The sequence below is a fragment of the Hymenobacter sp. J193 genome (assembly GCF_024700075.1).
Classification (GTDB): domain Bacteria; phylum Bacteroidota; class Bacteroidia; order Cytophagales; family Hymenobacteraceae; genus Hymenobacter.
In genome coordinates this window covers 3,369,539-3,395,409 of record NZ_JAJONE010000001.1, presented here as the reverse complement: position 1 = coordinate 3,395,409, position 25,871 = coordinate 3,369,539, and the positions used below count along the sequence as shown (strand labels likewise).

General features: G+C 59.3%; 20 protein-coding genes and 1 tRNA gene. 8 read left to right on the top strand and 13 right to left on the bottom strand.

Going from position 1 to position 25,871, the window contains the following annotated elements:
• The first annotated feature begins 32 nt into the window (after positions 1-32).
• The 3 genes from LRS06_RS14920 (at position 33) to lepB (ending at position 2,697) form a co-directional block, all read left to right on the top strand.
• Positions 33-644 (top strand): DUF5683 domain-containing protein, encoded by a 612-nt coding sequence (locus LRS06_RS14920; protein WP_257873419.1) that lies wholly within the window; start codon positions 33-35, stop codon positions 642-644.
• On the top strand, positions 645-1,364 hold the full coding sequence (dapB, locus tag LRS06_RS14915; protein ID WP_257872197.1) for a 4-hydroxy-tetrahydrodipicolinate reductase: 720 nt from the start codon (positions 645-647) through the stop codon (positions 1,362-1,364).
• Between the two features lie 154 nt (positions 1,365-1,518).
• Positions 1,519-2,697, top strand: a complete 1,179-nt coding sequence (gene lepB, locus LRS06_RS14910) for a signal peptidase I (RefSeq protein WP_257872196.1) — start codon at positions 1,519-1,521, stop codon at positions 2,695-2,697.
• A 179-nt stretch (positions 2,698-2,876) separates the two neighbouring features.
• On the opposite strand, the gene LRS06_RS14905 is transcribed toward lepB, so the two are convergent.
• Positions 2,877-3,542, bottom strand: a complete 666-nt coding sequence (locus tag LRS06_RS14905; protein ID WP_257872195.1) for a uracil-DNA glycosylase — start codon at positions 3,540-3,542, stop codon at positions 2,877-2,879.
• 111 nt (positions 3,543-3,653) lie between these two features.
• Between LRS06_RS14905 and apaG the strand changes: the two genes are divergently transcribed.
• Together apaG and LRS06_RS14895 are read left to right on the top strand one after the other, a co-directional pair.
• Positions 3,654-4,040 carry a Co2+/Mg2+ efflux protein ApaG gene (apaG, locus tag LRS06_RS14900; RefSeq protein ID WP_196956371.1) on the top strand — a complete coding sequence of 129 codons (387 nt, stop codon included), beginning with the start codon at positions 3,654-3,656 and terminating at the stop codon, positions 4,038-4,040.
• A 108-nt stretch (positions 4,041-4,148) separates the two neighbouring features.
• The gene (locus LRS06_RS14895; protein ID WP_257872194.1) at positions 4,149-4,979 is read left to right on the top strand and encodes an O-methyltransferase; all 831 of its coding nucleotides are present in this window, start codon (positions 4,149-4,151) and stop codon (positions 4,977-4,979) included.
• A 185-nt stretch (positions 4,980-5,164) separates the two neighbouring features.
• Here LRS06_RS14895 and kdsA read toward each other — a convergent pair whose 3' ends face one another.
• Both kdsA and LRS06_RS14885 read right to left on the bottom strand, forming a co-directional pair.
• Positions 5,165-5,989, bottom strand: a complete 825-nt coding sequence (gene kdsA, locus LRS06_RS14890; RefSeq protein ID WP_257872193.1) for a 3-deoxy-8-phosphooctulonate synthase — start codon at positions 5,987-5,989, stop codon at positions 5,165-5,167.
• 111 nt (positions 5,990-6,100) lie between these two features.
• A complete protein-coding gene (locus LRS06_RS14885; protein WP_257872192.1) occupies positions 6,101-6,703 on the bottom strand; it encodes a TPMT family class I SAM-dependent methyltransferase in 603 nt (200 codons plus the stop codon).
• 110 nt (positions 6,704-6,813) lie between these two features.
• Between LRS06_RS14885 and LRS06_RS14880 the strand changes: the two genes are divergently transcribed.
• Positions 6,814-7,761: a hypothetical protein gene (locus tag LRS06_RS14880; RefSeq protein ID WP_257872191.1), complete on the top strand. Its 948-nt coding sequence runs from the start codon at positions 6,814-6,816 to the stop codon at positions 7,759-7,761.
• 162 nt (positions 7,762-7,923) lie between these two features.
• Here the strand turns inward: LRS06_RS14880 and cphA are convergent, their stop codons facing one another.
• The 6 genes from cphA to LRS06_RS14850 form a co-directional block, all read right to left on the bottom strand.
• Complete coding sequence (cphA, locus tag LRS06_RS14875) at positions 7,924-10,557, bottom strand: cyanophycin synthetase (RefSeq protein ID WP_257872190.1); 2,634 nt, start codon at positions 10,555-10,557, stop codon at positions 7,924-7,926.
• Between the two features lie 256 nt (positions 10,558-10,813).
• Positions 10,814-10,884, bottom strand: a tRNA-Cys gene (locus tag LRS06_RS14870).
• A 154-nt stretch (positions 10,885-11,038) separates the two neighbouring features.
• Positions 11,039-13,147 carry a 30S ribosomal protein S1 gene (rpsA, locus tag LRS06_RS14865; protein ID WP_257872189.1) on the bottom strand — a complete coding sequence of 703 codons (2,109 nt, stop codon included), beginning with the start codon at positions 13,145-13,147 and terminating at the stop codon, positions 11,039-11,041.
• 166 nt (positions 13,148-13,313) lie between these two features.
• Positions 13,314-13,994, bottom strand: coding sequence for a hypothetical protein (locus tag LRS06_RS14860; protein ID WP_257872188.1), 681 nt, complete (start codon positions 13,992-13,994; stop codon positions 13,314-13,316).
• Between the two features lie 90 nt (positions 13,995-14,084).
• Complete coding sequence (locus LRS06_RS14855) at positions 14,085-15,149, bottom strand: acyl-CoA desaturase (RefSeq protein WP_257872187.1); 1,065 nt, start codon at positions 15,147-15,149, stop codon at positions 14,085-14,087.
• Between the two features lie 238 nt (positions 15,150-15,387).
• Positions 15,388-16,626: a DUF3298 and DUF4163 domain-containing protein gene (locus LRS06_RS14850; RefSeq protein WP_257872186.1), complete on the bottom strand. Its 1,239-nt coding sequence runs from the start codon at positions 16,624-16,626 to the stop codon at positions 15,388-15,390.
• 138 nt (positions 16,627-16,764) lie between these two features.
• On the opposite strand from LRS06_RS14850, the gene LRS06_RS14845 reads away from it, so the two are divergent.
• Positions 16,765-17,634: an alpha/beta fold hydrolase gene (locus LRS06_RS14845; protein WP_196956380.1), complete on the top strand. Its 870-nt coding sequence runs from the start codon at positions 16,765-16,767 to the stop codon at positions 17,632-17,634.
• 135 nt (positions 17,635-17,769) lie between these two features.
• Here LRS06_RS14845 and LRS06_RS14840 read toward each other — a convergent pair whose 3' ends face one another.
• From LRS06_RS14840 to tsaD, 4 genes are all read right to left on the bottom strand, one after another.
• Positions 17,770-18,264, bottom strand: a complete 495-nt coding sequence (locus LRS06_RS14840; RefSeq protein ID WP_196956381.1) for an HNH endonuclease — start codon at positions 18,262-18,264, stop codon at positions 17,770-17,772.
• Between the two features lie 100 nt (positions 18,265-18,364).
• Positions 18,365-19,168: a C40 family peptidase gene (locus tag LRS06_RS14835; protein ID WP_257872185.1), complete on the bottom strand. Its 804-nt coding sequence runs from the start codon at positions 19,166-19,168 to the stop codon at positions 18,365-18,367.
• 140 nt (positions 19,169-19,308) lie between these two features.
• Positions 19,309-19,782, bottom strand: coding sequence for an SsrA-binding protein SmpB (smpB, locus tag LRS06_RS14830; RefSeq protein ID WP_257872184.1), 474 nt, complete (start codon positions 19,780-19,782; stop codon positions 19,309-19,311).
• Between the two features lie 143 nt (positions 19,783-19,925).
• The gene (tsaD, locus tag LRS06_RS14825; RefSeq protein ID WP_257872183.1) at positions 19,926-20,930 is read right to left on the bottom strand and encodes a tRNA (adenosine(37)-N6)-threonylcarbamoyltransferase complex transferase subunit TsaD; all 1,005 of its coding nucleotides are present in this window, start codon (positions 20,928-20,930) and stop codon (positions 19,926-19,928) included.
• Between the two features lie 293 nt (positions 20,931-21,223).
• Between tsaD and LRS06_RS14820 the strand changes: the two genes are divergently transcribed.
• Positions 21,224-25,807: a translocation/assembly module TamB domain-containing protein gene (locus tag LRS06_RS14820; RefSeq protein WP_257872182.1), complete on the top strand. Its 4,584-nt coding sequence runs from the start codon at positions 21,224-21,226 to the stop codon at positions 25,805-25,807.
• Positions 25,808-25,871 lie beyond the last annotated feature (64 nt).

The following is a 25,871-nucleotide window of genomic DNA, read 5'->3' as shown; positions in this document are numbered from 1 at the left end:
TTATGGCCCCAAACCCGCGTGTTTTTTTGGTTGTGTTGCTGGCCGCCGGGCTGCTAACCCACGCGGGCCAGGCGCAAACCGTGACGGCCGGCCCCGATTCGACGCGGCTGCCGGCGCCCAAAGCGGTAAAGGACTCCAGCCGCCGCACCGAGAAGTTTCTGGGTTGGCGTGTGACGCGGCCTAAAAAGGCGGCGCTGCTGTCGGCCATTGCACCCGGTGCGGGCCAGATCTACAACCGTAAATATTGGAAGCTGCCGCTGGTATATGGCGCGCTCGGCTTTACGGTGGGCACAGAAGTCCTCTTTCAGAAGCGCTACAAAGAATATACCCTTGGCTATAAGGCCCGCACCGATGGCATTGTGGCCACGGTAGATACTGGACCGCGCTCTAGCAAGGAAGCATCGGCAGCCAACGTACGAACCAAGCTTGATGCTTTCCGGCGGGGCCGCGACATTTGGATTGCTTACTCGGCCGTGGCCTACACCCTCAACATCGTGGACGCCTTGGTGGATGCCCACCTGCGCGACTTCGACATCAGTGACGACCTGAGTTTGCAGTGGCAGCCGGATGTGCTACGCGTGCCCACAGCCCGCCTTACGCCCGGCGTGGCGGTTTCTCTTACGTTGAAATCCAACAAGAAGTAAATGAAGATTCTGCTGATTGGCTACGGCAAAATGGGTCGGGCGCTGGAAGCCCAGGCCCAGGTTCGAGGCCACCAGATTGTGGGCATCGTGGACCCGGCCCGGCCCGACGTGCGCATCACCGATTTCACCCCGGCCCAGGCCGACGTGGCCATTGAGTTCACCCACCCCGATGCCGCCTTCCAGAACGTGGCGACGACGCTGCGCCAGGGTATTCCGGTGGTATGCGGCTCCACGGGCTGGCTGCATCACTTCGAGGAGGCCCGCGCTGTGGCCCAGCAAACGGGCACGGGCTTGTTTTACGCTTCCAACTACAGCGTGGGCGTGAACCTATTCTTTCATTTCAACGAGTACCTGGCGGCCAAAATGCATCAGTTTGGCGGCTACGACGTGCGGGTGCGCGAAATTCACCACGTTCACAAGGTAGACCAGCCCAGCGGCACGGCCCTCACCACCGCCCAAGGCATCATGCAGCATTTCCCTACTAAAACCACCTGGCGCAACGAGCCCACCACGGCCGCGCATGAGCTGGCGGTGCTGTCAGAGCGCGAAGGAGAAGTGGTGGGCACGCACGAGGTAACGTACACCTCCGCCCTCGATACCATTGAGCTGCGCCACGAAGCCCACAGCCGCGACGCCTTTGCCCAGGGCGCCATGCTGGCTGCTGAGTGGCTGCCGGGCAAGGCCGGCATTTTTGGAATGAAAGATTTGTTGGGACTTTAAATGGGTTTGTGGTTGAATGGCTGATTGTTGACTTATTGCTTTCCCGGCCTGCCCGCTGTGCTTTTGTTCCAGGCGCAGCGGCTGGCCGCCCTCAACTCTTACCTATCCTAACCATGCAGCCGCTTAACCATATAACCATTTAGCCATTCACCTCATGGCCGTAAAATTCTGGGACAAACGTCCCGAAACGGAAACCGCTCCTAAAAAGCCCAAAAGCGCAGCCCGCGAGTGGGGTGATGCCATTCTGTTTGCCGTAGTAGCCGCCACGCTCATCCGCTGGGCCACCTTCGAGGCGTACACCATCCCTACGCCCTCTATGGAAAACTCACTGCTGGTGGGCGACTACCTGTTTGTGAGCAAGCTGCACTACGGTCCGCGCACGCCCCAGACGCCCCTGCAGGTGCCCCTCACGCACCAGACCATCTGGGGCACCAACATTCCGAGCTACTCCGAGGCCATTCAGTTGACCTCCCGCCGTCTGCCCGGCTTTTCGGAAGTGAAGCGCAACGATGTGGTGGTATTCAACGTGCCTTTCGAGAAGCAGCACCCCGCCGATTTGCGCACCAACTACATTAAGCGGTGTATTGGTATTCCCGGCGACCAGATAGAGGTGCGCCAGGCTCAGGCGTATATCAACGGCAAGCCGGCCACCAACCCGCCTCACCTGCAAACCAGCTACTCGCTCTATACCGACGCGCCCGTTCGCCCGGAAATCTTCCGCGAGCAGGGCATTGTGGACTATGATGCGGCCAACGGCGTGCCTAGCCCGGGGTATACTAACGCCAGCGACACCGTGCAGTATCCTGCGCTACATATGACTAAAGATGCAGCCGATTTTCTGCGGAAGCAGTCTTTCGTAAAACTTCTTGTGGAGCATCGCCTGCCCGCTGGAAAACCCGATGCGGCCGTGTTCCCCAACTCGGTAGATTTCCCAGCTCCCGCGCCCTTGAGTGCCACTACGCGCCCCTGGAACCCTGACAACTATGGTCCGCTGCAAATACCGAAGGAAGGCCAGACCGTGCAGATTTCACCCGAAAACGCGGGTATCTATTTCAAGATTATCGGTCAGTATGAGCATGTACCCGGCATCAGCTGGCAGAACGGCACCATATACCAGAACGGCCAGGCACTGACTAGCTACACCTTCAAGCAGGATTACTACTTCATGATGGGCGACAACCGCCACAACTCCCAGGACTCGCGCTACTGGGGCTTTGTGCCCGCCGACCACATTGTGGGCAAAGCGGTGCTCATCTGGCTTTCAGTTGACCCCAACGCCCCAAGCTTCTTCAGCAAAATCCGCTGGAGCCGCCTGTTCCACATCATCGACTAAACCCCAGATTCGCACGGATTCATCGGATTACACGGATTTTGTGGACGATTGTCCAGCAACAAAAAAAGCCTCGCACTGTGCGAGGCTTTTTTTATTGCTACTCCTCATGAAACAGCTGCCGACTGCGCCAACTACAGAATCCGCGTAATCCGATGAATCCGATGAATCCGTGGTTCCGGCTACCACACGATGGGCTCCTGGCCGTGCTGGGCGAGGTAGGCGTTGGTTTGACTGAAGGGTCGGGAGCCGAAAAAGCCCCGGTCGGCGGCGTAGGGCGAAGGGTGCGCGGCCTTGAGCACCAGGTGCTTCTTGGTGTCGATGATTTCGCCCTTCTTCTGGGCGTAGGCGCCCCAGAGAATAAAAACCACATTCTCCTTCTGCTCCGATACTTGCTGAATGGCGGCGTCGGTGAACTGCTCCCAGCCTTTTTTCTGGTGGGAGCCCGGCTCCCCGGCACGCACCGTGAGCGTGGCATTCAGCAGCAGCACGCCCTGACGGGCCCACCGGTCCAGGTTGCCGTTGGGCGGCGGAAGCGTGGCCGGAATATCCTCCTGTAGCTCCTTGAAGATATTTTGCAGGGATGGCGGCGTGCGCACTCCCTCCGCCACCGAAAACGACAGGCCGTGCGCCTGGCCGCGGCCGTGATAGGGGTCCTGGCCCAGAATAACCACCTTCACGGCATTGAACGGGCAGGCTTCGAAGGCGTGAAAAATCTGGGGGCCGGGCGGGTATACCGTGGCCGTAGCGTACTCCCCACGCAGAAACGTGGTGAGGTGCTGAAAATAGGGCTTTTCAAACTCGGGCTGCAGGGCCTTGCGCCAGCTTTCTTCTATCTTTACCGTCATTGGAATAACATTTCTGGGCGGTTGGAGTGGGCCGAGGCATTCGGGCTTGCGTAAATAAACCAAATTCCGCAACCGGGTGTTACTTTCATTCCACCGCTTTGCCTTGCCGACATGAATACTATCAGTACGCAGGGAGTAACCGTGAGTGTTACGACCAACTATCTGCCCGACTATTCCAGCCCCAGCCAGGAGCACTACGTCTTTGCGTATAAGATTGCTATCCGCAACGACAGTGAATATACCGTAAAGCTCTTGCGCCGCCATTGGTACATCTACGACGCCAACGGCGTGGTGCGTGAGGTGGAAGGCGAAGGTGTGGTAGGCCAGCAGCCCGTGCTGGAGCCCGGCGAGTCGCACCAGTACGTGTCGGGCTGCAACCTGAAGACGGGCGTAGGCAAGATGCGCGGCACTTACCAGATGGAGCGCCTCGTAGATGGCAGCCACTTTGATGTGGACATTCCCGAGTTCACGCTCATCGTCCCGTTCCGGTTGAATTAGTTTAGTGGGACTTGAGGACTTGGGGCTTGGTTGACGCGCAACGAAGCGTTGTCTTCCAGAACATTAACCAAGACCCTAAGTCCCCAAGACCCCAAGTCCCTAATTCTCTTGCTGCACCAGATTCTTAGCTATTTCCGGTTTTTGCTCCGCTCGGGGAATGCGCATGGGCTGCATTCCCCGTTCGTTTTTGGGCTCTACGCGCACGTCATCAACCACGACGGGGAATTCGCGGCCTTTGCGGCCATCGAAAAGCGTCGCCGGAAGCTCTTGGCCAGCTCGGAGCAACTCACGGTCCGCGACTTTGGGGCGGGCTCGCACACGGGCGCTGGTCGCCAGCGCCGCGTGCGCGACATTGCCCGCACGGCTGCTAAGCCGCGGCCGTTGGCTCAGCTGTTATTCCGGCTGGTGAACTGGCGGCAGCCGCACACTGTGGTGGAGCTGGGCACGTCCCTGGGCCTCACTACTACCTACCTGGCCGCTGCCAACTCACGTACGCAAGTACTCACGTTCGAGGGCTGTCCCGCTACGGCGGCTGTGGCCCGGCAGACTTTCCAGGAGCTTAAACTGAATAACATTCAGCTCATAGAAGGCAACCTCGATGAAACCCTGGGGCCGGCCCTAACCCAACTGCCGCAGTCACTGGATTTCGCCTTTTTCGACGGCAACCACCGCTACGAGCCCACCATGCGCTACTTCGAGCAGTGCCTCCGTTACCGCACCGACGACAGCCTGTTCATCCTGGACGATATTCACTGGTCACCGGAAATGGGACGAGCCTGGGCCGCCATCAAGCAGCACCCCGAGGTGACGCTCACCATCGACCTATTTTTCGTGGGCCTGGTATTCTTCCGGAAAAATCAACCGAAGCAGCATTTCATCCTCCGCTTCAATCACGCCGTGGATAAGCTGCTTGAGCGTACTCGTTGGCTTTCGGCTTGAGTTTCGTGGCATTGCGAGGCATGCGGCACATCAAGCCAGGGTTTGAAGCAATAGTTCTGGACAAAATCAGCCCCGTTTTTATACCAGAAAGCCCTTACTCGTTGCGCACGAGTAAGGGCTTTCTGCATTTCAGAGCGTTGTTTAGGACGAATGGCTTCGCCGCCTGCCCGCAATACCACCGGTTTTTACCGCACGGCGTCGCGTACCCGCGTGAGCTTCACCAGCAAATCTTCCAGCTGCTGCAGCGGCAGCATGTTAGCGCCGTCGGATTTGGCGGTGGCGGGCGTAGGGTGCGTTTCGATGAACAGTCCGTCGGCGCCTACGGCAATGGCAGCCTTAGCAATGGTTTCGATGAGTTGGGGCATGCCGCCCGTTACGCCGCTGCTTTGGTTGGGCTTCTGCAGGGAGTGCGTCACGTCCATCACCACAGGCACCCCGAAGCTGCGCATGGCGGGCAGGTTGCGGAAATCCACCACCAGATCGGAGTAGCCGAAGGAGTTGCCGCGGTCCGTCAGAATCACGTGCTCATTGCCTGACTGGCGCACTTTATCCACCGCAAACTGCATGGCCTCCCCGCTCAGGAACTGGCCTTTTTTGATGTTAACTACTTTTCCCGTCTGGGCCGCCGCAATCAGCAGGTCGGTCTGCCGGCACAGGAACGCCGGGATCTGCAGCACGTCCACGTACTCAGCGGCCAGCGCGGCCTCATCCGATTCGTGAATATCCGTAACGGTGGGCACTCCGATTTCGCGGCCTACCTTCTGCAGAATTTTCAGCGCTTTTTCGTCGCCGATTCCGGTGTAGGAATCCAGGCGGGAGCGGTTGGCCTTACGGTAAGAGCCCTTGAAGATGTACGGAATCTGCAGCTTGTCGCAGAGCGTGCGCACCTGCTCCGCAATGCGCAGGGCCATGTCTTCGCCCTCAATCACGCAGGGCCCGGCCATCAGAAAAAACTGACCAGAGTTGGTATTGCGAAAGTGCGGCAGCGCGTTGGCGAGAGTTTCAATCATGGGTGAGAATGGTAAGAGGTGACACGTAACAGGTAAAAGGTGACACGTGACAGGAAGAAGAAACACCAACTGTTTTGAGCTTGTCACGTGTCACCTGTTACCTGTTACGTGTCACTTCCTTTTTAAACAAACGAACAGTTCCCTACCCTGCCGGGGCTTGAGCGAGTTGATGGCCGTGTCGAAGTGCTTGAACTCGAAGTACGGTGCAAAGTACGACCGATACTCTTCCCGCGTACCGCCAAACGGCGGGCCGGGCTGGCTGAACTCGGTATCGAAGAGCAGGCCCATGAGCATACCGCCCGGCCGGAGTAGGTGCGCGCACTGGCGGGCGTAGTCGGGCCGCAGAGCGGGGTCGAGGGCACAAAAGAAGGTCTGCTCCACGATGAGGTCGTAGGGCGGCTGAGGTTCCAGCGCAAAGAAATCCTGCAGCAACAGGTGCGTGGCCGGAAAATCGGGCACGCGCTGCTGCAAGTCGTGCAGCGGCTGCGGGGCCACGTCGGCCACGAATACCTGGGACCAGCCCTGGCGGTGCAGGTACTCGGCTTCGTAGGCCCGTCCGGCCCCGGGAATAAGGATACGGCGGGCATCGGGCGGGCCCAGCTGCGCGAAATATTCACGCAGGGGTGGCGTTATGGCGCCGGCGTCCCAGCCGGTCTGGCCGAGGTCGTAGCGCTGCTGCCAGTAGGCGGCATCGAGGGCAGATTCAGGCGACATATTCGGGCAGGATTGTACCTTGGGGCTTGCCCAGGTACGGAACTCCGTTATTTTTGCCTGAAGGTACTGCCCATCCCGGATTGTCCGGTCTCTCACCTAACCTCTTTGTAATGGAACAAAATCAAACCCCGGAGCCCAAGAACAACAGCCGCGTGCTGCTGATTGTCGCCCTGATTCTGGTACTGTTGGGCATCAACGGTGTCCTTTTCTACATGAACCAGCAGAAAGGCAAGCAGAACGAGCAGCTCACGGCCGATGTAAAAGCCAAAGATGTAAAGCTGGAAGAGCAAATCAAGCAGTATGAGGCCCTGAAGGCTGATTTTGAGCGCCAGAGCCAGGAAATGCAGGGCATGGGCCTGGCCAACGACTCGCTGAAAAACCGCATTGCCTCCATCAATGCCGACCTGCTGAAGCTGCGCTCCTTCCGCGCCGGCTCGTTCACCATCACCGATCAGAAGCGCTTCCGCGACCGGGCCGCTAACTTCGAGCGTCAGCTGCGGGTAAAGGATGAGGAAATTGCCAAGCTGAAGGCCGACAACGAGGCTCTCTACACCGAAACCACCACGCTGAAAGAGCGTCAGAACAAGCTCACCGACACCATAAGCACCATTGCCCGCACCAACCAGGAGCTGACCGACAAAGTAAATCTTGCCTCGCGCCTGCAGGCCGAAAACATCCGCGTGAACGTTATCAACGGCCGCGGCAAGGAGAAAGACGATGACAACGACGAGTTCAAAGCCAAACGCGTGGAGAAAGTGAAAATCAACTTCAACCTGTCTCGCAATGATGTAGCACCCAAGGAAACCAAGCAGATTATGCTGCGCCTGATTGAGCCCGACGGCTCGGCGCTGTACAACCTGAGCACCGGCGGTGGCACCTTTATGGTGGATGGCGCGGAGGCGTTCTACACGTCCAAGCAGGAAGTGGTTTTCGATAACACCAAGCAGGGCATCCAGTTTGTGTACGCCAAAGGAGCCGACTACAAGCCCGGCGCCCACACCATCGAGCTGTATGCCGACGGCTACCTGATCGGCACCTCCAAGTTCACGCTGAAGTAAGAACCAGCGTCGGAACCACGGATTCGCACGGATTTTGTGGACGATTTTCCAGCAACAAAAAAGCCTCGCACTGCGAGGCTTTTTTGTTGCTTATATGTTACCGGCACTAATTGCGCCGTCTACAAAATCCGTGGAATCCGAAAAATCCGTGGTTCCGACGCTCTAGCGGAACTGCTGTTCGAACTCGTCCAGCTTTTTGAGCGTGCCGCTGATGTTTTCGGTGAACATGACGACGACGGAGCCTTCCGGTGCATTTTGCAGCGCGTAGTCGATGGCCTCCATTTCGTTTTCGATGTAGCGGATGGGTACTTCCGGCTTGTCGAGCTGCAGGCCACGCGTCATGATTTCGCGCAGCTGTTCGGCGGTTTTGCCGCGCAGGTCACGGTCCTGGCGCAGAATGACCTCATCGAACATGCGGCCCGCAATGCGTGCAAAGCCCAGCGTATCCTCGTCGCGCCGGTCGCCCAGCCCCGATACCATCCCGATTTTGCGCGTCGCCGACGTTTGATTCAGGAATTCCTCGAATTTTCCGATGCCGTGCGTGTTGTGGGCATAGTCCACAATGACTTCGAACTTCGGAAACTTGTACACATTCATACGGCCCGGCGTTTTGGAGCTGGAGGGCACGAAGGTGCGCAGGGCAGTCTTAATCTCATCTTTCTCAAAACCGCACAGATAGCCCGTGAGAGCGGTAGCCAGCGAGTTTTCGATGTTGAAGCGGGCACGGCCCCCAAACGTCACCGGAAACTCCGCCGCGTGGTCGATGCGCAGCTTGTAGGAGTTCTTGTAGATGCTCACGTAGCCTTCTTCGTACACGGCCGCCACGCCGCCGTTTTCCACGTGGTCAAGGATACGCGGGTTGTTTTCGTCCATGCTGAACAGCGCCACGCGGCACTCCAGCTTTTCGCGCATAGCGTACACCAAATCATCATCAGCATTGAGCACGGCCCAGCCATTTTTGCGCACCGTGCGCGGCAGCACGCCCTTCACGGCGGCCATTTCCTCCACCGTATGGATGTCGCGCATGCCCAGGTGGTCGGCGGCTACGTTGGTTACTACGGCAATGTCGCAGGTATGGAAGCCAAGGCCGGAGCGCAACATGCCGCCGCGGGCCGTTTCCAGCACCGCGAAGTTCACGGTGGGGTCTTTGAGCACAAACTCTGCGCTTTGCCCGCCGGTACAGTCGCCTTTCTGCAGCTGCTTGCCCTGGATATAGATACCGTCGGTGGTAGTGAAGCCTACTTTGTAGCCTTTTGACGATACCATGTGCGCAATAAGGCGCGTGGTGGTGGTTTTACCGTTGGTACCCGTAATGGCAATAATGGGAATGCGGGCCGTACTGCCGCGTGGGAACAACATATCCACCACCGGCGCGGCCACATTGCGCGGCAGCCCTTCGGTGGGCGCAATGTGCATGCGGAAGCCAGGCGCGGCGTTTACCTCAATCACGGCACCGCGCGTTTCATTCAGTGGAATGGCAATGTCGTTGGTCAGCAGGTCGATGCCGCAGATATCCAACCCTACAATACCGGCCACGCGCTCAGCCAGCAGCACGTTGTAAGGGTCCACAATGTCCGTTACGTCGGTAGCGGTACCGCCGGTGCTGATGTTGGCCGTGCTTTTCAGGTAGAGCACCTGCCCCGCCGGCAGCACCGATTTCAAGGTCAGCCCCTGCCCTTTCAGGATGTCCAGCGTGTGTTTGTCGGCCTTGATGCTGGTAAGCACTTTTTCGTGGCCCACGCCCCGGCGCGGGTCTTTGTTTACTTCCTCAATGAGCTGCTGAATAGTGCTGGTGCCATTGCCTTTTACAGCGGCGGGGGTGCGCTTGGCAGCGGCCACCAGCTTGCCATTCACCACCAGCAGGCGGTAGTCGTCACCCACAATGAACTGCTCCACAATCACGGCGCGGGAGTATTCCTGTGCGGCTTTCAGGCCGGCCACAGCATCCTTCCAGTTGGTGATGTTGATGGTGGCCCCCTTGCCGTGGTTTCCGTCGAGCGGCTTGGTTACGATAGGAAAGCCCAGGTCGTCGATGGCGTCGCGCAGGCCGGCCTCGGAGTACACGGTGGTGCCGTTGGGCACCGGTACGCCCGCATTGCGCAGCAGAGCCTTGGTGCGGTTTTTATTGCCGGCCACTTCTACCCCGGCGTGTGAGGTATAGCTGGTGGTTGTAGCCCAGATGCGCTTCTGGTTGCAGCCGTAACCCAGTTGGATAATGCTGCTGTCCTGCAGCTGAATGTAGGGAATGTTGCGCGAGGCCGCCTCGGCTACAATGCTGTAGGTGCTCGGGCCGAAAAACTCTTCTTCCCGGATATCGTGCAGCTCGGCTACAATGGGCTTTATATCGACCTTTTCCTTGCGACACAGGGCCTCTACAATCTCCACGGCGGCTTTACCGGCTACGCGCCCGGCCCGCTCTTCCTGGTAGGCAAACACCACGTACTCCACGCCAGCTTCGTGCGCCGGGTACGACTTGCCCCAGTGTACCGTCATGCCGGCCAGGCGCTGCAGCTCCAGCGCCACGTGCTGGATGACGTGGCCCAGCGGCTCGCCATCGGCCAGCAACTCCTGGGTGAGCGGTGGGTGCTTGAGGGCCTGCGGCGTGGCGTAGGCGGTGTGGGTCTGGGGCTGGCCCAGGTCAGGTAGCAGCTTGGTCAGGCGCTTGTCGAGACCCGAAAAAGCATTCGACCACTTGTCGGCCAAATCTTCCAGGTCTACTTTCATCACAATAATCTTGTGGTGCTTCACCGACCAATAGCTCGGCCCGCGCATAGTGCGGAGGTCAACAATCTTCATATAAGCGAAAGAAGGAGAGAACAGGGTTTCGTGCGCGGTTGTACGGGCTACCGAAATGTAGGGATTCCCATCCGGGAAACCTGCAGCTGCTTTTTTCTCTTCTTTCTTCTTTCCTGGCAAGTAGACGCGCAACTCGTGTTCCTAACGCCTTTGCTTTAGCGCTGAGCCATCAGGCACAAAAAAAGCCCCAGCCGGGGCTAATCGACTGGGGCACTCATCCATACCTGCCCGAAAACAGGAAACGGCAGGTAAGAAGAGGTGACGAGCGGATTCGAACCGCTGTAGGAGGTTTTGCAGACCTCTACCTAGCCACTCGGTCACGTCACCGGGCTTTTGAGGTTGCAAACTTACAACCTTAATACGGCTTCTACCAAACCCCGCAACGGTTTTTCCGGCAATGGACGGTAAGTAGTTGGCCATGTGTCATAAAAAAAGCCCCGACTCGCGCCGGGGCTTTCTTACACTTCAGAAGCAGGGCTGCTTAGGCGTTCTTCTTCTCTTCGGCGTTGTCGTCGGCTTTCTCGTCGCTCGACAGGGCGTTTTTCACCGTGTCTACTACGTCACCGGCTACTTCCTTGGCTTTCTCCACGATACCGGAGTGCGAAGCGGCCTCTACTACGTCGCCAGCTACTTCCGTCACCTTGTCGAAGGCAGCCGAAGCGGCACCAGCTACAGCGGCGAAGATGCCACCTTCTTCGGCAGCGGGAGCTTCGTCAGCTTTGGCAGGGGCCTTCTTATCGGCCTGCGTCTTCAGCTTCTGCTCACCGGCTTCGCGCTCGTTGCCCATCATTTTGTCGCGCAGGGCGCTGAGGGCGTCGAGGTCACCGAGGGTAGATTTCTCAGCTACAGCAGGCTTCTTCAGGTCGCTCAGCTTGCCTTCACCTTGCGAAGCAGCAGCACCGGCACCGCCGGCAGGCTTCTTCTTGGCGAACTTGGCGTTGCGGCTGTCTTCATCGGCCTGCTGGTTGTAGGCAGCGGAGTGCGACAGCACGATGCGGCGGTCGTCCTTCGAGAACTCAATCACGCGGAAATCGAGGGTTTCGCCGTTTTCAGCCTGCGAGCCATCTTCTTTGGCCAACGACTTGGGATAGGCGAAGCCTTCGATGCCGTAGGGCAGCTCGAGCACGGCACCACGGTCGGTTTTCTCCGTGATGGTAGCCTTGTGAACCGAGCCGGGGGTGAATACCGTCTGGAACGTATCCCATGGGTTTTCTTCCAGCTGCTTATGACCCAGGGCCAGGCGGCGGTTGTTCACGTCCAGCTCCAGAACTACTACGTCCAGACGGTCGCCAACTTTTACCACTTCCGAAGGGTGTTTCACCTTCTTGGTCCACGACAGGTCGGAAACGTGCACGAGGCCGTCAACGCCTTCTTCCAGCTCTACGAACAGGCCGAAGTTGGTGAGGTTACGCACGAGGCCGTTGTGCTTGGTACCCACGGCGTACTTCGAGCCGAAGTCGCCACGCGTCCAGGGGTCTTCGCTCAGCTGCTTGATACCCAGGCTCATCTTGCGGTCGTCGCGGTCGAGGGTCAGAATCTGCGCCTCTACTACGTCGCCCTGCTTGATGAAGTCCTGCGGGTTGCGCAGGTGCTGGCTCCAAGACATTTCCGATACGTGGATCAGGCCTTCTACGCCGGGCACGATTTCCATGAACGCGCCGTAGTCGGCCACGTTCACGATGCGACCCTGCACTTTCGAGCCGGGCTGCAGGTCCTGGGGCAGCGAATCCCATGGGTGGGGCGTCAGCTGCTTCAGGCCCAGCGAAATACGCTTCTTGGCTTCGTCGAAGTCCAGAACTACGATGTTCAGTTTCTGGTCGAGCTGCAGAACCTCCGAGGGGTGCGCAATGCGGCCCCACGAGATGTCGGTGATGTGCAGCAGGCCGTCGACGCCGCCGAGGTCGATGAACACACCGAAGTTGGTCATGTTCTTGATAACGCCCTCCAGGATCTGGCCTTTTTCCAGGTTGTTGAGGATGGCTTCGCGCTGCTTCTCGAGGTCTTTCTCGATCAGGACTTTGTGCGATACAACCACGTTGTCGAAAGCGGCGTTGATTTTCACCACTTTCACTTCCATGCGGCGACCCACGTAGATGTCGAAGTCACGGATAGGCTTCACGTCAATCTGCGAGCCGGGCAGGAAGGCTTCTACGCCGTCCAGATCCATGATCAAACCACCTTTGGTACGACGCTTTACCACGCCTTCCAGCACGGTGTCGTTTTCCAGGGCGTCGTAAATGGCTTTCCAGGCCTGCTTGATCTTCGCCTTCTTGCGCGAGAGGATCAGCTGACCGTTCTGGTCTTCCTGGTCTTCGATGAACACCTCTACCTCGTCACCGATTTTGAGGTCGGTCAGGTCGCGGAATTCGGAGAGAGGCACCAGGCCATCGGATTTGAAGCCGATGTTGAGGATAACGTCGCGGTCGGTGATGCCTACCACGATGCCTTTTACTACTTCTTCTTCCTGTACCGTCGTGAGGGTCTCACCGTACATCTGCTCCATTTCGGCGCGCTGCTCGGCGGTATAGTTACCTCCGAAGCTGTTCGCTCCGACGTTGTCCCAGTCGAAGTTGTCTACTACTTCTGCCATGATATTATGCAGTGGCCCTCGTATACACGTCCGGCGCAGGGCCCGCCTCCGGAACGCGTTTTTGTTTGATACACAGCGCACTTACGCCGGCCCGCCACCCTGGCGGGGGCGCAAAGATACTGTTTTCAAAGCAAAAATTTGGCGATTTGCTTCTAGTTTTTACCAGCTAGTCAAGGGCATAGTCAGAAGCAAACTCAATTGAAGAGAGCTTCTGCTTGTCAAAGGTGTAGTAGTGCTTGATGCCGTTCAGTGCTGATTCTAGCACAATGACTTTTCCTCCCTGCATCAGCAGCCGGGGTGTTGATGAGAAGTATGTGTTGAGGAAAGCTTGTTTGTGCATTCCGACAGTAGTTGCATCCGCCAGGGGCAATGAGCCATCAATTACTCTTCCCGACACGATGTAAAAGACCTTGTCCTCATAAGATTCTTCGTCGTCTTCCATTCTTATAAAATTTATGGCATTAGGGCCGTTCTGCATGTCATCAACAATGATATTGGCGTCCTTTCGGTAGCTGCTTATCTTATGAGTATAGCCAACTGCGTAAGCACTCTGAAGTGCGGAAATGGTATGATACTTTCCGAGAGGAAAGAATAGCGCCCGATTCTCCAGCACGAGGGTAACAGTATCGTTACGGGCCATGAGCGTATTTAACTGATGCTCTGGCTTGACTACTGCCGACAGCTGCTCAGTTTCCACTGAATCCAGGTGGCTGATATATGTTAGCTTATCCGTCTCGTTTTTCGGCTTCGTTAACGTCGTTTGTACAGGTAATGCTTGTTCGTTTTTGTTTTCAGTAGAACAGGCGGCTGATACCAGCACGCAAATACATAGGACAGTTTTCTTCATTCTTCAAGTTATGCAAAGCCAAAGAGAACAATAAGGGCCCGCTTCGTTTGAAGCGGGCCCTTATTGTTCTTGTACTAAACTGTAACTAGCCTACCGCCGCCCCAGCTCCCGCAAATGGGCTACGTGCGATGCCACGGCGTAGCGCATCTTGGGGTACTCGTGGTACTCGATGTTAAACTCCTCGCACATCTGGCGGATGATTTTATTCAGGGCCGGATAGTGGACGTGGGAGATGGTAGGGAACAGGTGATGCTCAACCTGGAAGTTAAGGCCACCTACGAGCCAGCTGATAAGCTTGCTGTCGGTGGCGAAGTTGGCGGTGGTTTTGATCTGGTGGATGGCCCACTCGTCCTCAATCTTGCGGGTGGTTTCGTGGGGTACTACAAAGCTGGTGTGCTCCACGGTGTGAGCCAGCTGGAACACGATGCTGAGCGTGAAGCCCGCCACGCAGGCAAAAGCTACAAACCCAATCAGCCAGCTCCAGAAGCCCACCGTGTAGATAGGCAGCGCCACGAACAAGCCCAGGTGCAGCACCTTGAAACCCCAGAACACGCCTTGGTCGGTGGCTGTCATCTTCTTGATGGGCGTCTCCCCTATTTTGCCCTGGAAATACTTCTGGTAGTCCATGTAGAATATCCAGGCAATGAACAGCAGGGCGTAGAAAAACCAGAAGTACAGGTGCTGAAAGCGGTGAAGAAAGCGGCGGGGCTGCTCGGGGCTGAGGCGCAGCCAAGGCTGAGCGTCGAGGTCGTCGTCCACGCCTTCCACGTTGGTGTACATGTGGTGGATGAGGTTGTGCTTCATGTTCCACATGAAGGAGTTGCCGCCCATTACGTTGAGCGTGAAGGCCGCAAACTGGTTCACGAACTTCGACTTGCTGAAGGAGCCGTGGGCGCCGTCGTGCATGACGTTGAAGCCAATGGCCGCGCCGATAAGGCCCAACATGGTGCACTCCAGCACCGCCACCAGGGCGGGCGGCGTCCAGAACACGATGTGCAAATACACGGCTACAAAAGCTGACGTCAGCAGAACAGCTTTGAAGAACAGGCTTTTGCCGCCGGTGGTGGATTTGCCGGCTTCCTGAAAATACGCGTTGGTGCGGCGCTTCAACTCCTGATGGAAGGAGCGGGACGCGGCAAATTTGGGTGGCTGCATGAAGGAAATGGAAAAGAAACGGCCGTAAAGGTACCGTCATCTACGACGCCGGCCCGCCGCTGGACTGAAAAAGCCGGATTTTGTAAGCCGCTGCTCCCGCTGGCTACAGCAGAGGGCACACGGCCAAGTAGCCCTATGACAGGAACCACCCGGGAATCGTTCAGCCCGCAGCCGGTGCCAGGTGAAGCGTAGCGGTTGTCAACCCGGCAAGTTAGCAGTAAGCAGCAATAAGCTGAAGCTACTTCGCAGCAACCTCTCCCCCACCCGGCAGTGGCAGCCCGGGTTTCAGCAGGCCCCGCAGGTCCCGGAGGGGCACAAACAGCCGGATTTCGCCGAAGGCATACGCAGCCACTTCGTAGGGCACATAGATGAATACCGCGCCTCCGCTGGTGAGGTACACGTTGTGCGTAACGGACAGTGGCTCTTCGAAGATGACCTCGGAAAGCGAAGCACCGGGCGCCAGCTGATAGGCCCGCCGCAGCGCGGCTGCCAGCAGAGGCCGCAACTTTTCATCGGAGCCAGGCCGGAAAATAGCCTCGTAGGTGAGTCGGCGGCCGGTGCGCGTGTCGAAGCTGGCGACGGTGGTGCCGTAGTTGCCGTGGGCGCCGCCCGTGAAGCTGTAGTGGTAAAAGCCCAGGCTCAGCAGCGGCGCCTGGTTCCAGAGAACATGCGCAAAATGCTGCTCCTCATAGTTCAGGCCAATGCCGAATTCCGGATAATCGGTGGAGTCGCCGGCGGCGGGGTGCATGGGGGCCATGTCCTGACGGTAGTCCTGGGCGTGGGTGCGGCGACGCTGCTGCCAGAAGGAAGCCAGAGCAGGTACCGGCGCATCGGGCAGCGTGTCGCCGCGCAGGCAGCGCACCACGTGGGCCACAAGGGCAGCCGAGGCCGCGCCGGCTGCTGCGGGCTCCAGGGCCAGCACACTCAGGCAGGCGCGGGGCGAGTTGGACAGCTTGGGAAACGCCACCACGGAATCCTGCAGAAAGACGCTGCGAAACGCGAGACTGCCGGCCGGATGGGCCAGGCGTAGCTGCACTGGTTTTCCATCCCAGGTGCCCACCAGCGCCCGGCCCTGGCGCCGCAGCCGCCAAGCGGGACCATTGGCGCCCGGCTTCGGCGCGTGCTCAGGGCTGAAGTCAATCAGCACCACGCTATCCGGAGAGGCACTGCCCCGGCCGCCCAGCTGGTAGGGCTGCCCGTCGGAGCCGGCGTAGGTACCCAGTAGGCCTTCGGTTTCGGTGTCGCCGGGGCGGCTCGGCCAGGTTTGCAGGTGCAGCGTAATGGAGTCGGCGGAGCCGGGCAGCACGCCCCGGTACTGCGCGTAGGTGGCTCCCCGTGAGTCGGGCATAGCAGTAGTCGCAGGCGCAGTGGCTGGAGGGCTGGTTGTTGTGTTCTGGTCGGCGTCGGCGGAGCGGGAGCGGCAGGATAGGGCCGCCAGGCTCAGGGCACCAATGAAAAGGAAACGGGTAGTTGACATAGCCCGGCAAACGTACGCAGCCTCCGTTTAGCACGCGTAAGCTCTACCGTGTATATAATACGGGCCTTGGCTGATCTACGGCTTAGCTGGCCGCGTATGTACCAACACTGATTTACACAACTCCCCATACCACGCTTCATGAGCTACATCACCGCCGGCCGCGACGTAAACGGCCACGACATAAAGCTGCATTACATTGACCAGGGCGAAGGCGACCCGATTGTGCTGATACACGGCTGGCCCGCCACCTACGAAATGTGGGAATACCAGCTGGCCGAGCTGCCCAAGCACGGTCACCGCGTGGTAGCCTACACTCGTCGGGGCTTCGGCAACTCCTCCAAAACCTGGGAGGGCAACGACTACGACACCTTTGCCGACGACCTGAAAGCCGTGCTCGACGAGCTGAATCTACAGAACGTAACGTTGGTGGGTTTCTCGATGGGTGGGGGCGAAGTGGCCCGCTACATGGCAAAATACGGCGGCGCCCGCGTTTCGCGGGTGGCTTTCGTTTCGGCCGTGACGCCCTTCCTGCTGCAAACCGATGACAACCCCGATGGCGCCCCCAAAGCCAACTTCGACAAGATGGTGGAAGGCATCCGCAAAGACCGGTTCGACTTTCTGGCTACGTTCGGCAAGCAGTTCTTTGGCGTAGGCACCATCAGCCACCCCGTCAGCAATGCTACGCTGAACTGGATGCAGGCCATGTGCCAGCTGGCTTCGCCCCGCGCCACCGAGCAGTGCGTGTACGCCTTTGCCGCCACGGACTTCCGCCAGGATCTGAAAACCATCAAAGTGCCCACGCTCGTTATCCACGGCAGCGACGACGCCACGGTACCCGCCAAAGTAAGCGGGGAGCGGATGACACAGTTTGTGCCGCACGCCCAGTTTGTGGAGTACAGTGGCGCCCCGCACGGCCTGTTCATCACCGAAAAGGACCGCCTCAACCACGATCTGCTGCAGTTCGTGGGCGGCACCAAGGTCACGAACTCCAACGCCTTCGCCTGGTAGTACTCCCGCCCGCTTCGGGTTTGTTGCGCCGCCGGTTCCTGATTTTTTCGGGAGTCGGCGGCGTTTTTGTGGGTGCATTTTCGGCTCAGTATCGAGCAAAACAAAAAACGGCAGCGAGGCCAATGCCTGCTGCCGTTAGTTGAGGTACGCGTGCCAGTTTTCGTCGATGGAGCCGGCACTGAGCTTGAGGAAGCCGGAAAGCGTGGGTTTCTTGGGTTGCTGCCTGATGGTGAGGCCGGCTTCCTGGGGGGTGCGGTGGCCCTTGGCGTGGTTGCAGCGGGCGCAGGCCGTGAGCAGGTTGCTCCAGCTGGAGTCCCCGCCCCTACTCCTGGGCAGCACGTGGTCCAGGGTCAGGTTTTTGGTGGCCCCGCAGTACTGGCACTCGAAATGGTCACGCTTCATGATGTTATGGCGGCTCAAGGCAATGCCTTTGTAGGGCACGCGCACGTAGCGCTGCAGCCGGATGATGCTGGGCTTGGGAAACGCCTGCGAGATAGTGCGCAGCACACCCTGCTCCGACTTGGCAATCATTTCCGCCTTATCCAAAAAAAGCAGCACAAAGGCCTTTTGCACGCTGCACAGAGTAATGGCCGTATAGTCGCCATTCAAAACAAGCACTTTGTGGTCCATACGCTAGAATACAGAATCATCGGGTACAGCGAAAGCTAGATGATTCTAAGCGTATTAACAACAAGTGGCAGAGCGAAGTTGCGAAGTTGTCAGTTCTCCTTTATTCCGCCAATATGCGCTTGATGAGGCGGAGCTTGTGGGAGTACTTCTGCCGGTCGCGGTTGAAGATGCCGTTGTGGTCGAGCGGGTCGATGCGCACTTCGCCGTGGGCGTGCAGAATGGTCTGGTCGTCGAGCACTAGGCCGACGTGAATAATGTGGCCGTCAGCGTTGTCGAAGAAAGCCAGGTCGCCGGCGCGGGTCTGCGTCACGAAGTGCACCGGGTCGCCAAAGTCAATCTGCTGGCGGGCGTCGCGGGGAAGCTGCACTCCAATGAAGCCGTAGAGCTGCTGCACCAGGCCCGAGCAGTCGAGGCCGAACACGCTTTTGCCGCCCCACACGTAGGGCGCCTTCAGGTACAGCTGAGCTACTTTCAGCAGCAGGCGCAGGCGCGGCTCCACGGCGCCGTGGGGGCCGTGTCCATTCTGGGGGTTGGTGGCGGCGCCGTTGTAGAACAGCTGCTGACTGCCCAGACGCAGCGTCATCCCATCAAAAAACGGCAGGCGGCAGCCCAGCGTCACGGGAATGCGGGTTTTGGCCTCGCTTACTACCTGTACCACATCGAGGCAGCGCGGGTGGTCCTGCTGCTGCCAGGCCTGGAAGTACTCGCCCGTGACGGGCGTGTGCTGCTTGAAGTCAATCCAGCCCACGTACTGATCGGCGGCCAGGCGCACCTGGTGCCAGTTGCCCTGGGTTAGCAGAATGGAATAGCATTCACCAAAAATCAATTCGGTTACCAGCTCGGCCTTGTCCGCAGGCTCGGCCCGCACCGGCACGGCGCTCAACGCGCAAATTCCGTGGTCCAAATGGTGAAGTTGTGAAAGGTGAAGTTGTGAAATGCGAATAGCCTTTATTGTGACAGGCTTACGCATCCATAATGCGAAACTCTGCCTTTAAACTGAACTTGCCAAGCAGCGCTTCGCAAATTCACCTTTCACAACTTCGCTTAATAATCCCGGGCGCGGTCCATTTCGCGCTTCTGATCTTTGGCTTTGAGGTCTTCGCGCTTGTCGTAGAGCTTTTTGCCTTTGGCCAGGGCAATTTCCAGCTTGGCAAAACCCCGGTCGCTCACGAACATACGCACCGGAATGATGGTGAGTCCCTGCTCGGTGGCTTTATCGGCCAGCTGGCGCAGCTCGCGCTTGTTGAGCAGCAGCTTGCGCGGGCGAGTGGGCTCGTGGTTATTGTAGGTGCCCTCGGTGTACTTGGCAATGGTCACGTTGTGCACCCACAGGCTGCCATCGGGGTGGAAGGAGCAGAAGCCGTCCTGGAGCTGTACGCTGCCGTCGCGGATACTCTTGATTTCGGTGCCCTGCAGCATCAAGCCCGCGTCGTACTGCGCCAGGAAGCTGTACTCGTGGCGGGCGCGGCGGTTCTGGATGTTGATGTGCTTGGGCTTGTCGTCTTTTTGCTTGGCCATGGGAAGAAAGGAAGTTGGCCGGGGCGGCAGCGCCAAAGTTGGCCAACAAAGGTCGAAAGAAGTCAGCAGCGGCTTCCTGGCCGGCTATACGCAGGGCGGGCAACGGAGTATACCCCAGGCCGAAACCCACCGGCAATTTCCGGCTACGAGAGTTTCAGGCGCGGATCGGAACTGACGAGTTGGGAAGCAAAATCACCGGCCTGGTACTGGAAGTGGGCCGTCATGGCCACCATACCGGCATTGTCGGTGCAAAACTGGAAAGCGGGAATAAATACCTGCCAGCCCTGGGCGGTGGCTTCGTCCTGCAAAGCCTGGCGCAAACCGCTGTTGGCAGCCACCCCGCCGGCCAGCGCCACCTGCGTCAGCCCATTATCGGCGGCGGCACGGCGCAACTGGCGGAGCAGGGTCTGGATGATGGTGTGCTGGATACTGGCGCAGAGGTCGGCCAAATTTTCCTGCACGAAGTCGGGGTTCTGGGCGGTTTCCTTTTTCAGAAAGTAAAGCACCGCCGTTTTCAGTCCGCTAAAGGAGAAGTCGTAGCCCGGCATGGCGCCCACCGGAAACGGGAAGCGCGTGGGGTTGCCCTGGCGGGCCAGCTTATCGAGGTGGGGGCCGCCGGGATAGGGCAAGCCCAGCAGCTTAGCGGTTTTGTCGAAGGCTTCGCCGGCTGCGTCGTCGATGGTCTGGCCGATGATTTCCATGTCGAGGGCGCTGCGCACAACAACCAGCTGGGTGTGGCCGCCGCTCACAGTAAGGCACAAAAACGGAAACACGGGGCGCGGCTCCTCTATGAAGTGGGCCAGAATGTGGGCCCGCATGTGGTTCACGGCAATAAGTGGCTTGCCCAAAGCAAGGGCCAGGGTTTTGGCAAACATACCGCCCACCAGCAAGGAGCCCAGCAACCCCGGCCCCTGGGTGAAGGCTACCGCGTCGAGGTCTTTTTTACTGATGCCCGCCTTGTGCAGGGCCGCTTCTACCACCGGAACAAGGTGCTGCTGGTGGGCGCGCGAGGCCAGCTCGGGCACCACGCCGCCATACTGCTCGTGCACCTGCTGGGTAGCCACCACGTTGGAGCGGATTTCCCCATCGACCATAACGGCGGCTGAGGTATCGTCGCAGGAACTCTCAATGGCCAGAATGGTTGGCATCTTCTTTAAATTCTGAATTATGAATCTTGAATTATGAATTGACGGCGGTTTGGAGCCACATGGCTTATTACCAGACAACCTCTCAAGTAAAATTCAGAATTCATCATTCAGAATTCAGAATTTCTCCGACAAAGGTCGGGGCAAAACGCTAAACTGCCGCGTCGGGCGTTTACCAGGGCCAACCTGCGCCGTACTTCCGCCGTTTTGAGCGAAAAATACCCGCCAGGCAACGGTCTTGGGCAACCCTTTATCTTTGTTCCGATTAGCTGCCGCGTTTTTCTTTTCCTGCCTTCGTGCCCCGTTTCCTCTCCATTCTGCTGAAAGCCCTGCTCGGGCTGGTGCTGCTGCTGGCTCTCGTGCTGGTGGGCACGCTGGTGGCATTGCGGCTGCCGGGGGTGCAAACGCGGCTGGCCCACGAGGCGGCCACCATGCTCACCAAGCGCCTGGGCCACCGCGTGATGGTGGGCCGGGTGGATGTGCGCCCGTTTTCGCGGGTGCTGCTGGAGCAGGTGCGGGTGCTCGACCGGCGCGGCAACGAGCTGTTCAACATCGGGCGGGCCGATGCCGATATTACGCTCTTCTCGGTGTTCGACCCCAGCCACCTGCACGTGGGCAAGCTCACGCTGGAAGAGCCGCGCTTTTCGCTTATCACCTACCCCGGCCAGCCCGATAGCACCAACCTCACCGAGTTCCTGTCGGCGGTGCGGCGCCTTATCGGCCCCACTGACACTACCAAGGTCAGCAAGCCGTTCGACTTCAAGATTGACGCCATCGGGCTGCGCAACGGCCGCTTCGTGCTCGACGACCGGAATAAGCCCCGGGAGCCGTATTACGGTCGTACGATGGACTACGCCCACATGTACCTCGACAGCATCTACGGCGACCTGTCGGGGATTCAGCTGCGCGGTGACACCATCTATACCCGGGTGCAAAGCCTGCGCACCGTGGACGCGCCCTCCGGCACGCGCCTGCGCGAGCTCACGGCCGACATGACGTACGCCGGCAAGTTCTGGGAGTTCGACAAGCTGAACCTGCGGGTGCAGAACAGCCAGCTTCGGCACTACCTGCGCTTTGAGTACAACCATTTTCTCAACTTCACTGACTTCAACGACTCGGTAAAGGTCATTGCCCGCCTGAGCCCGTCCAGGGTGTACTCGGATGATATTGCCAAGTTCGCGCCCCAGGCAGACTTGCAGACGCTGCACGAAACCGTGCTGCTCTCGGGCGAGGCCAAGGGTTACGTGCGCGACTTCGCCACCAAAAACCTGGACGTGCGCTACGGCCGCAACACCCACGTGCTGGGCAACATCAGCGTGCAGGGTCTGCCCAATTTCAAGGAAAGCTTCGTGGAAATGCGCCTGCAGCCCTCCGTCGTAGACGGGCGCGACATCCGGCGCTACATCCCGGCTTCGGGCTGGCCCTATGTGCAGCGGCTGGGCACCGTGAAGCTAAAAGGGCAGTTCCTGGGCTTCTACAATGACTTTGTGGCTAATGGCTCGTTCCAGACGGCGCTGGGCTCGGTGGTGAGCGACGTAAACCTCAAGTTCAAGACCGACCCCAGCAACTCCAGCTACGAGGGCAACGTGAAAACCACCGCCTTCCAGCTGGGCAAGCTCCTGGGCGACGAAAGCCTGGTGCGCGACGTGACCATGAACGGGCGCGTGGCGGGCGTGGGCTTCACGCCCGCCGGGGCGCGGGTACGAGCCAATGCCACCGTGCAAAGCATCTGGCTGCAGGGCTACCGCTACCGCAACATCACCACCAACGGGCAGTTCAGCCGCCAGTCGTTTGCGGGCAAGCTCAGCATCGACGACCCCAACCTGCGCGCCACCGCCGATGGCAGCGTGGACCTGAACCCCAACCGTCAGGCCTTCGACCTGCGGGCTACCGTGCGCCGGGCCAACCTGCGTGCCCTCGGCCTCACCAGGCAGAATCTTACGCTGGCCACCACCGCCGACGTCCGCTTTCAGGGTTTGCAGCTTGACAAGCTGCTGGGCAGCATTGTGCTGCGCAACTCCCGCCTGGGCTTCGACGGCCGCACGGTGCCCATTGATACCTTCGACGTGTTTTCGCGCCGCGACCCGGACGGGCAGCGCCGTCTGCTGGTGCGCTCCGAAGTGGCCGACCTCACGGCCGTAGGCAACTTCGACTTTTCCCGCGTGATGCGCGACGTGCAGACGCTGCTGACGGAGTACCAGCTCAACTTTGAAAGCGACGAAGCCGCTACCGCCGCCTACTACCGCCGCAAGCGCCGCCTGCCCACCCCCGACTACGCCATTAACCTGAATGTGTACCTGAAGCGGCCAAATCCGGTGCTGCACCTGTTTGTGCCCGCTCTCACGCTCTCCGATTACTCGCGCATTGATGGCTCTTTCCGCAACGGCAACACGTCCATTTTCTCGCTGGGCGGGCATTTTGATGCCTTGCAGTACGACAGCGTACGGACGCTGAACACAGATTTCGACTTCACTACCTCCAAGCTGCCATACCAGCCTGAGGTGCTGGCCCAGGCCAGCGTGACCTCGCAGCGGCAGCGCGTGCCGGGGCTGGGCAACACCCAGGATTTCTACGTGGAAGGCGTGTGGGACCAGGAGCGTATCAACTTCTCGACGTCCCTGGCCCAGACGGGCACCACCAACCGTGCTCAGATCAACGGGGCCTTATCGTTCCTGCCCCAGGCCGTACAAATCGTGTTCCGGCAGTCGGGGGTGAACCTGCTGGGACGCGAATGGGCCATTGCGGCCGAAAACTCCGTGCTCATCAGCGGGGGCGGGCGCGAAATCGACGTGCAGAACCTCAACCTTTCCAACGGCTCGCAGAGCATCAGCGCCCAGGGCCAGCTTTCCCAGGACCCTAGCAAGCTGCTACGGCTGGCGGTGCAGAACTTTGAGCTGGGCACCCTAAACCCGCTCACCCACCAGAATATTACCGGCCGCGTAAATGCGGTGGGCGACCTGCGCGGTGTCTACGGCCAGCTGGTGGCCAGCGCCCGCCTTGATGTGGATTCGCTGGTATTTGACAACGTGCTGATTGGGGACGTGGCGGGCGTAGCCGACTGGGACAACCCGGCTCAGCTGCTGCGCCTTTCGGCCAATGTGCTCCGTGACCAGCAGCGCCTAGTGGCCCTCAGCGGTACCTACAAGCCCAGCGAAGCCGTGGACCAGCTGAACGTGACGGCCGTGCTGAACGACGCGCCCGTGAAGCTGGCCGAGCCCCTGCTCAACACCCTGTTCAGCAATATGGGCGGCCTGGCCAATGGCACGCTACGTCTCACCGGCCGCCTGGCCGCGCCCAACCTCATCGGCACCATCGACGTGACTGATGGGCGACTCACTTTCGATTACCTAGGTACCACCTACACCTTTGCCGACCGGATTCGCTTTCAGGAAGACCGGATCGGGTTTCGCAACATCCGGCTGCGGGACCCGCTGGGCAACTATGGCACCCTGAACGGTAACATCTTCCACCAGGGCTTCCAGAATATGTCGATGGCGCTGACGGCGTCGTTCCGCAAGCTGCAGGTGCTCAACACCACCCGCAAGGACAACGACCTGTACTTCGGGACGGCCTATGCCACCGGCGACGCCCGCATAACCGGCCCCTCCGATAACCTGGTAGTATTTGTGACGGCCCGCAGCGAGGATGGCACCCGGTTTTCCTTGCCGCTTGACAACGCCGCCAAGGTGGAGCAGGCCAGCTACATCAAATTTGTAAACCGGAACCTCTCCGATACGGCCCGCACCGTGCGCGTGCCCGCCGAGGCCGAGGGCCGGATTGACCTATCGGGCATCCGCCTTAACTTCAACCTCGAAATCACGCCCGACGCCTACATTGAAGTCTTGCTCAACGAAAGCACCGGCGACGTTATCCGGGGCACGGCCAGCGGGCAGCTGCGCCTGAACATCGACACCCGGGGCGAATTCAACATGTACGGGCAGGTGGAAATCGTGCGCGGGCTCTACAACTTTACCCTGCAGGGACTCGTGAACAAAGAGTTTCAGGTGCGGCCGGGCGGCACCATCAGCTGGAACGGCAACCCGCTGGACGGGCAGATGAACGTGACAGCCACCTACACGCAGCGCACCTCCCTGGCTCCCATCATTGCCAACAGCACCGCTACCATTCCTGTGACGGCCGTGATGAACCTGACCGGGCCGCTGCTGCTGCCGGTCATTCAGCTAAGCTTGGAGTTCAACGACATACCTTCATCGGCGGAGGGGGAGCTGACCTCATTCATTACCTCTCTGCGCAACGATGAGCAGGAGCTCAACCGGCAGGTATTCAGCTTGATTGTGTTCCGGCAGCTCACCTCGCCGGGGTCGTTGTCGGGCGTAGGCAAGTTTGCGGGCTCCGATTTGGGCGTGGGCAATAGTGTAGGACAGATTATATCCACCCAACTGGGGCTGCTCACGGCCCAGATTGACCCCAACCTGGAAATTGCCTTCAACATTAACGGAGTAACGCCTGAGGAGCTACAGGCCTTGCAGGTGCGCCTGAGCTACAACCTGCTGGGCGGCCGCCTGCGCGTGACGCGGGAAGGCGGCTTCAGCAATGCCCCCGTAACTACCTCCGACGGTACCGTGATTCCGGGGGCGCAAAACTCGCTTGTAGGGGATTTGAGCCTGGAATATTTCCTGCGCGAGGACGGCAAGCTGCGCCTGCGCCTGCGCTACGAAACCACCCCGCGCGACTTCAGCCAGGCCATAGCCGCCAGCAACCAGAACCAGGCCCGGGCCGGCATGAGCGTGCTGCACACCGAGCAGTTCAACTCTCTGCGCGAGCTGCTGGCCCGCAAGCGCCTGCGCCGCCGCGACGAAGCCTCCCGCAAAGCCCGCGAGCTGAACATCGACGACGACCCCAGAACGGTGGTAAATTGAGGGTGAAGAAGTGTCATTGCGAGGCGGAGCCGAAGCAATCCGTCCTGTAAATGCCTGACACTCC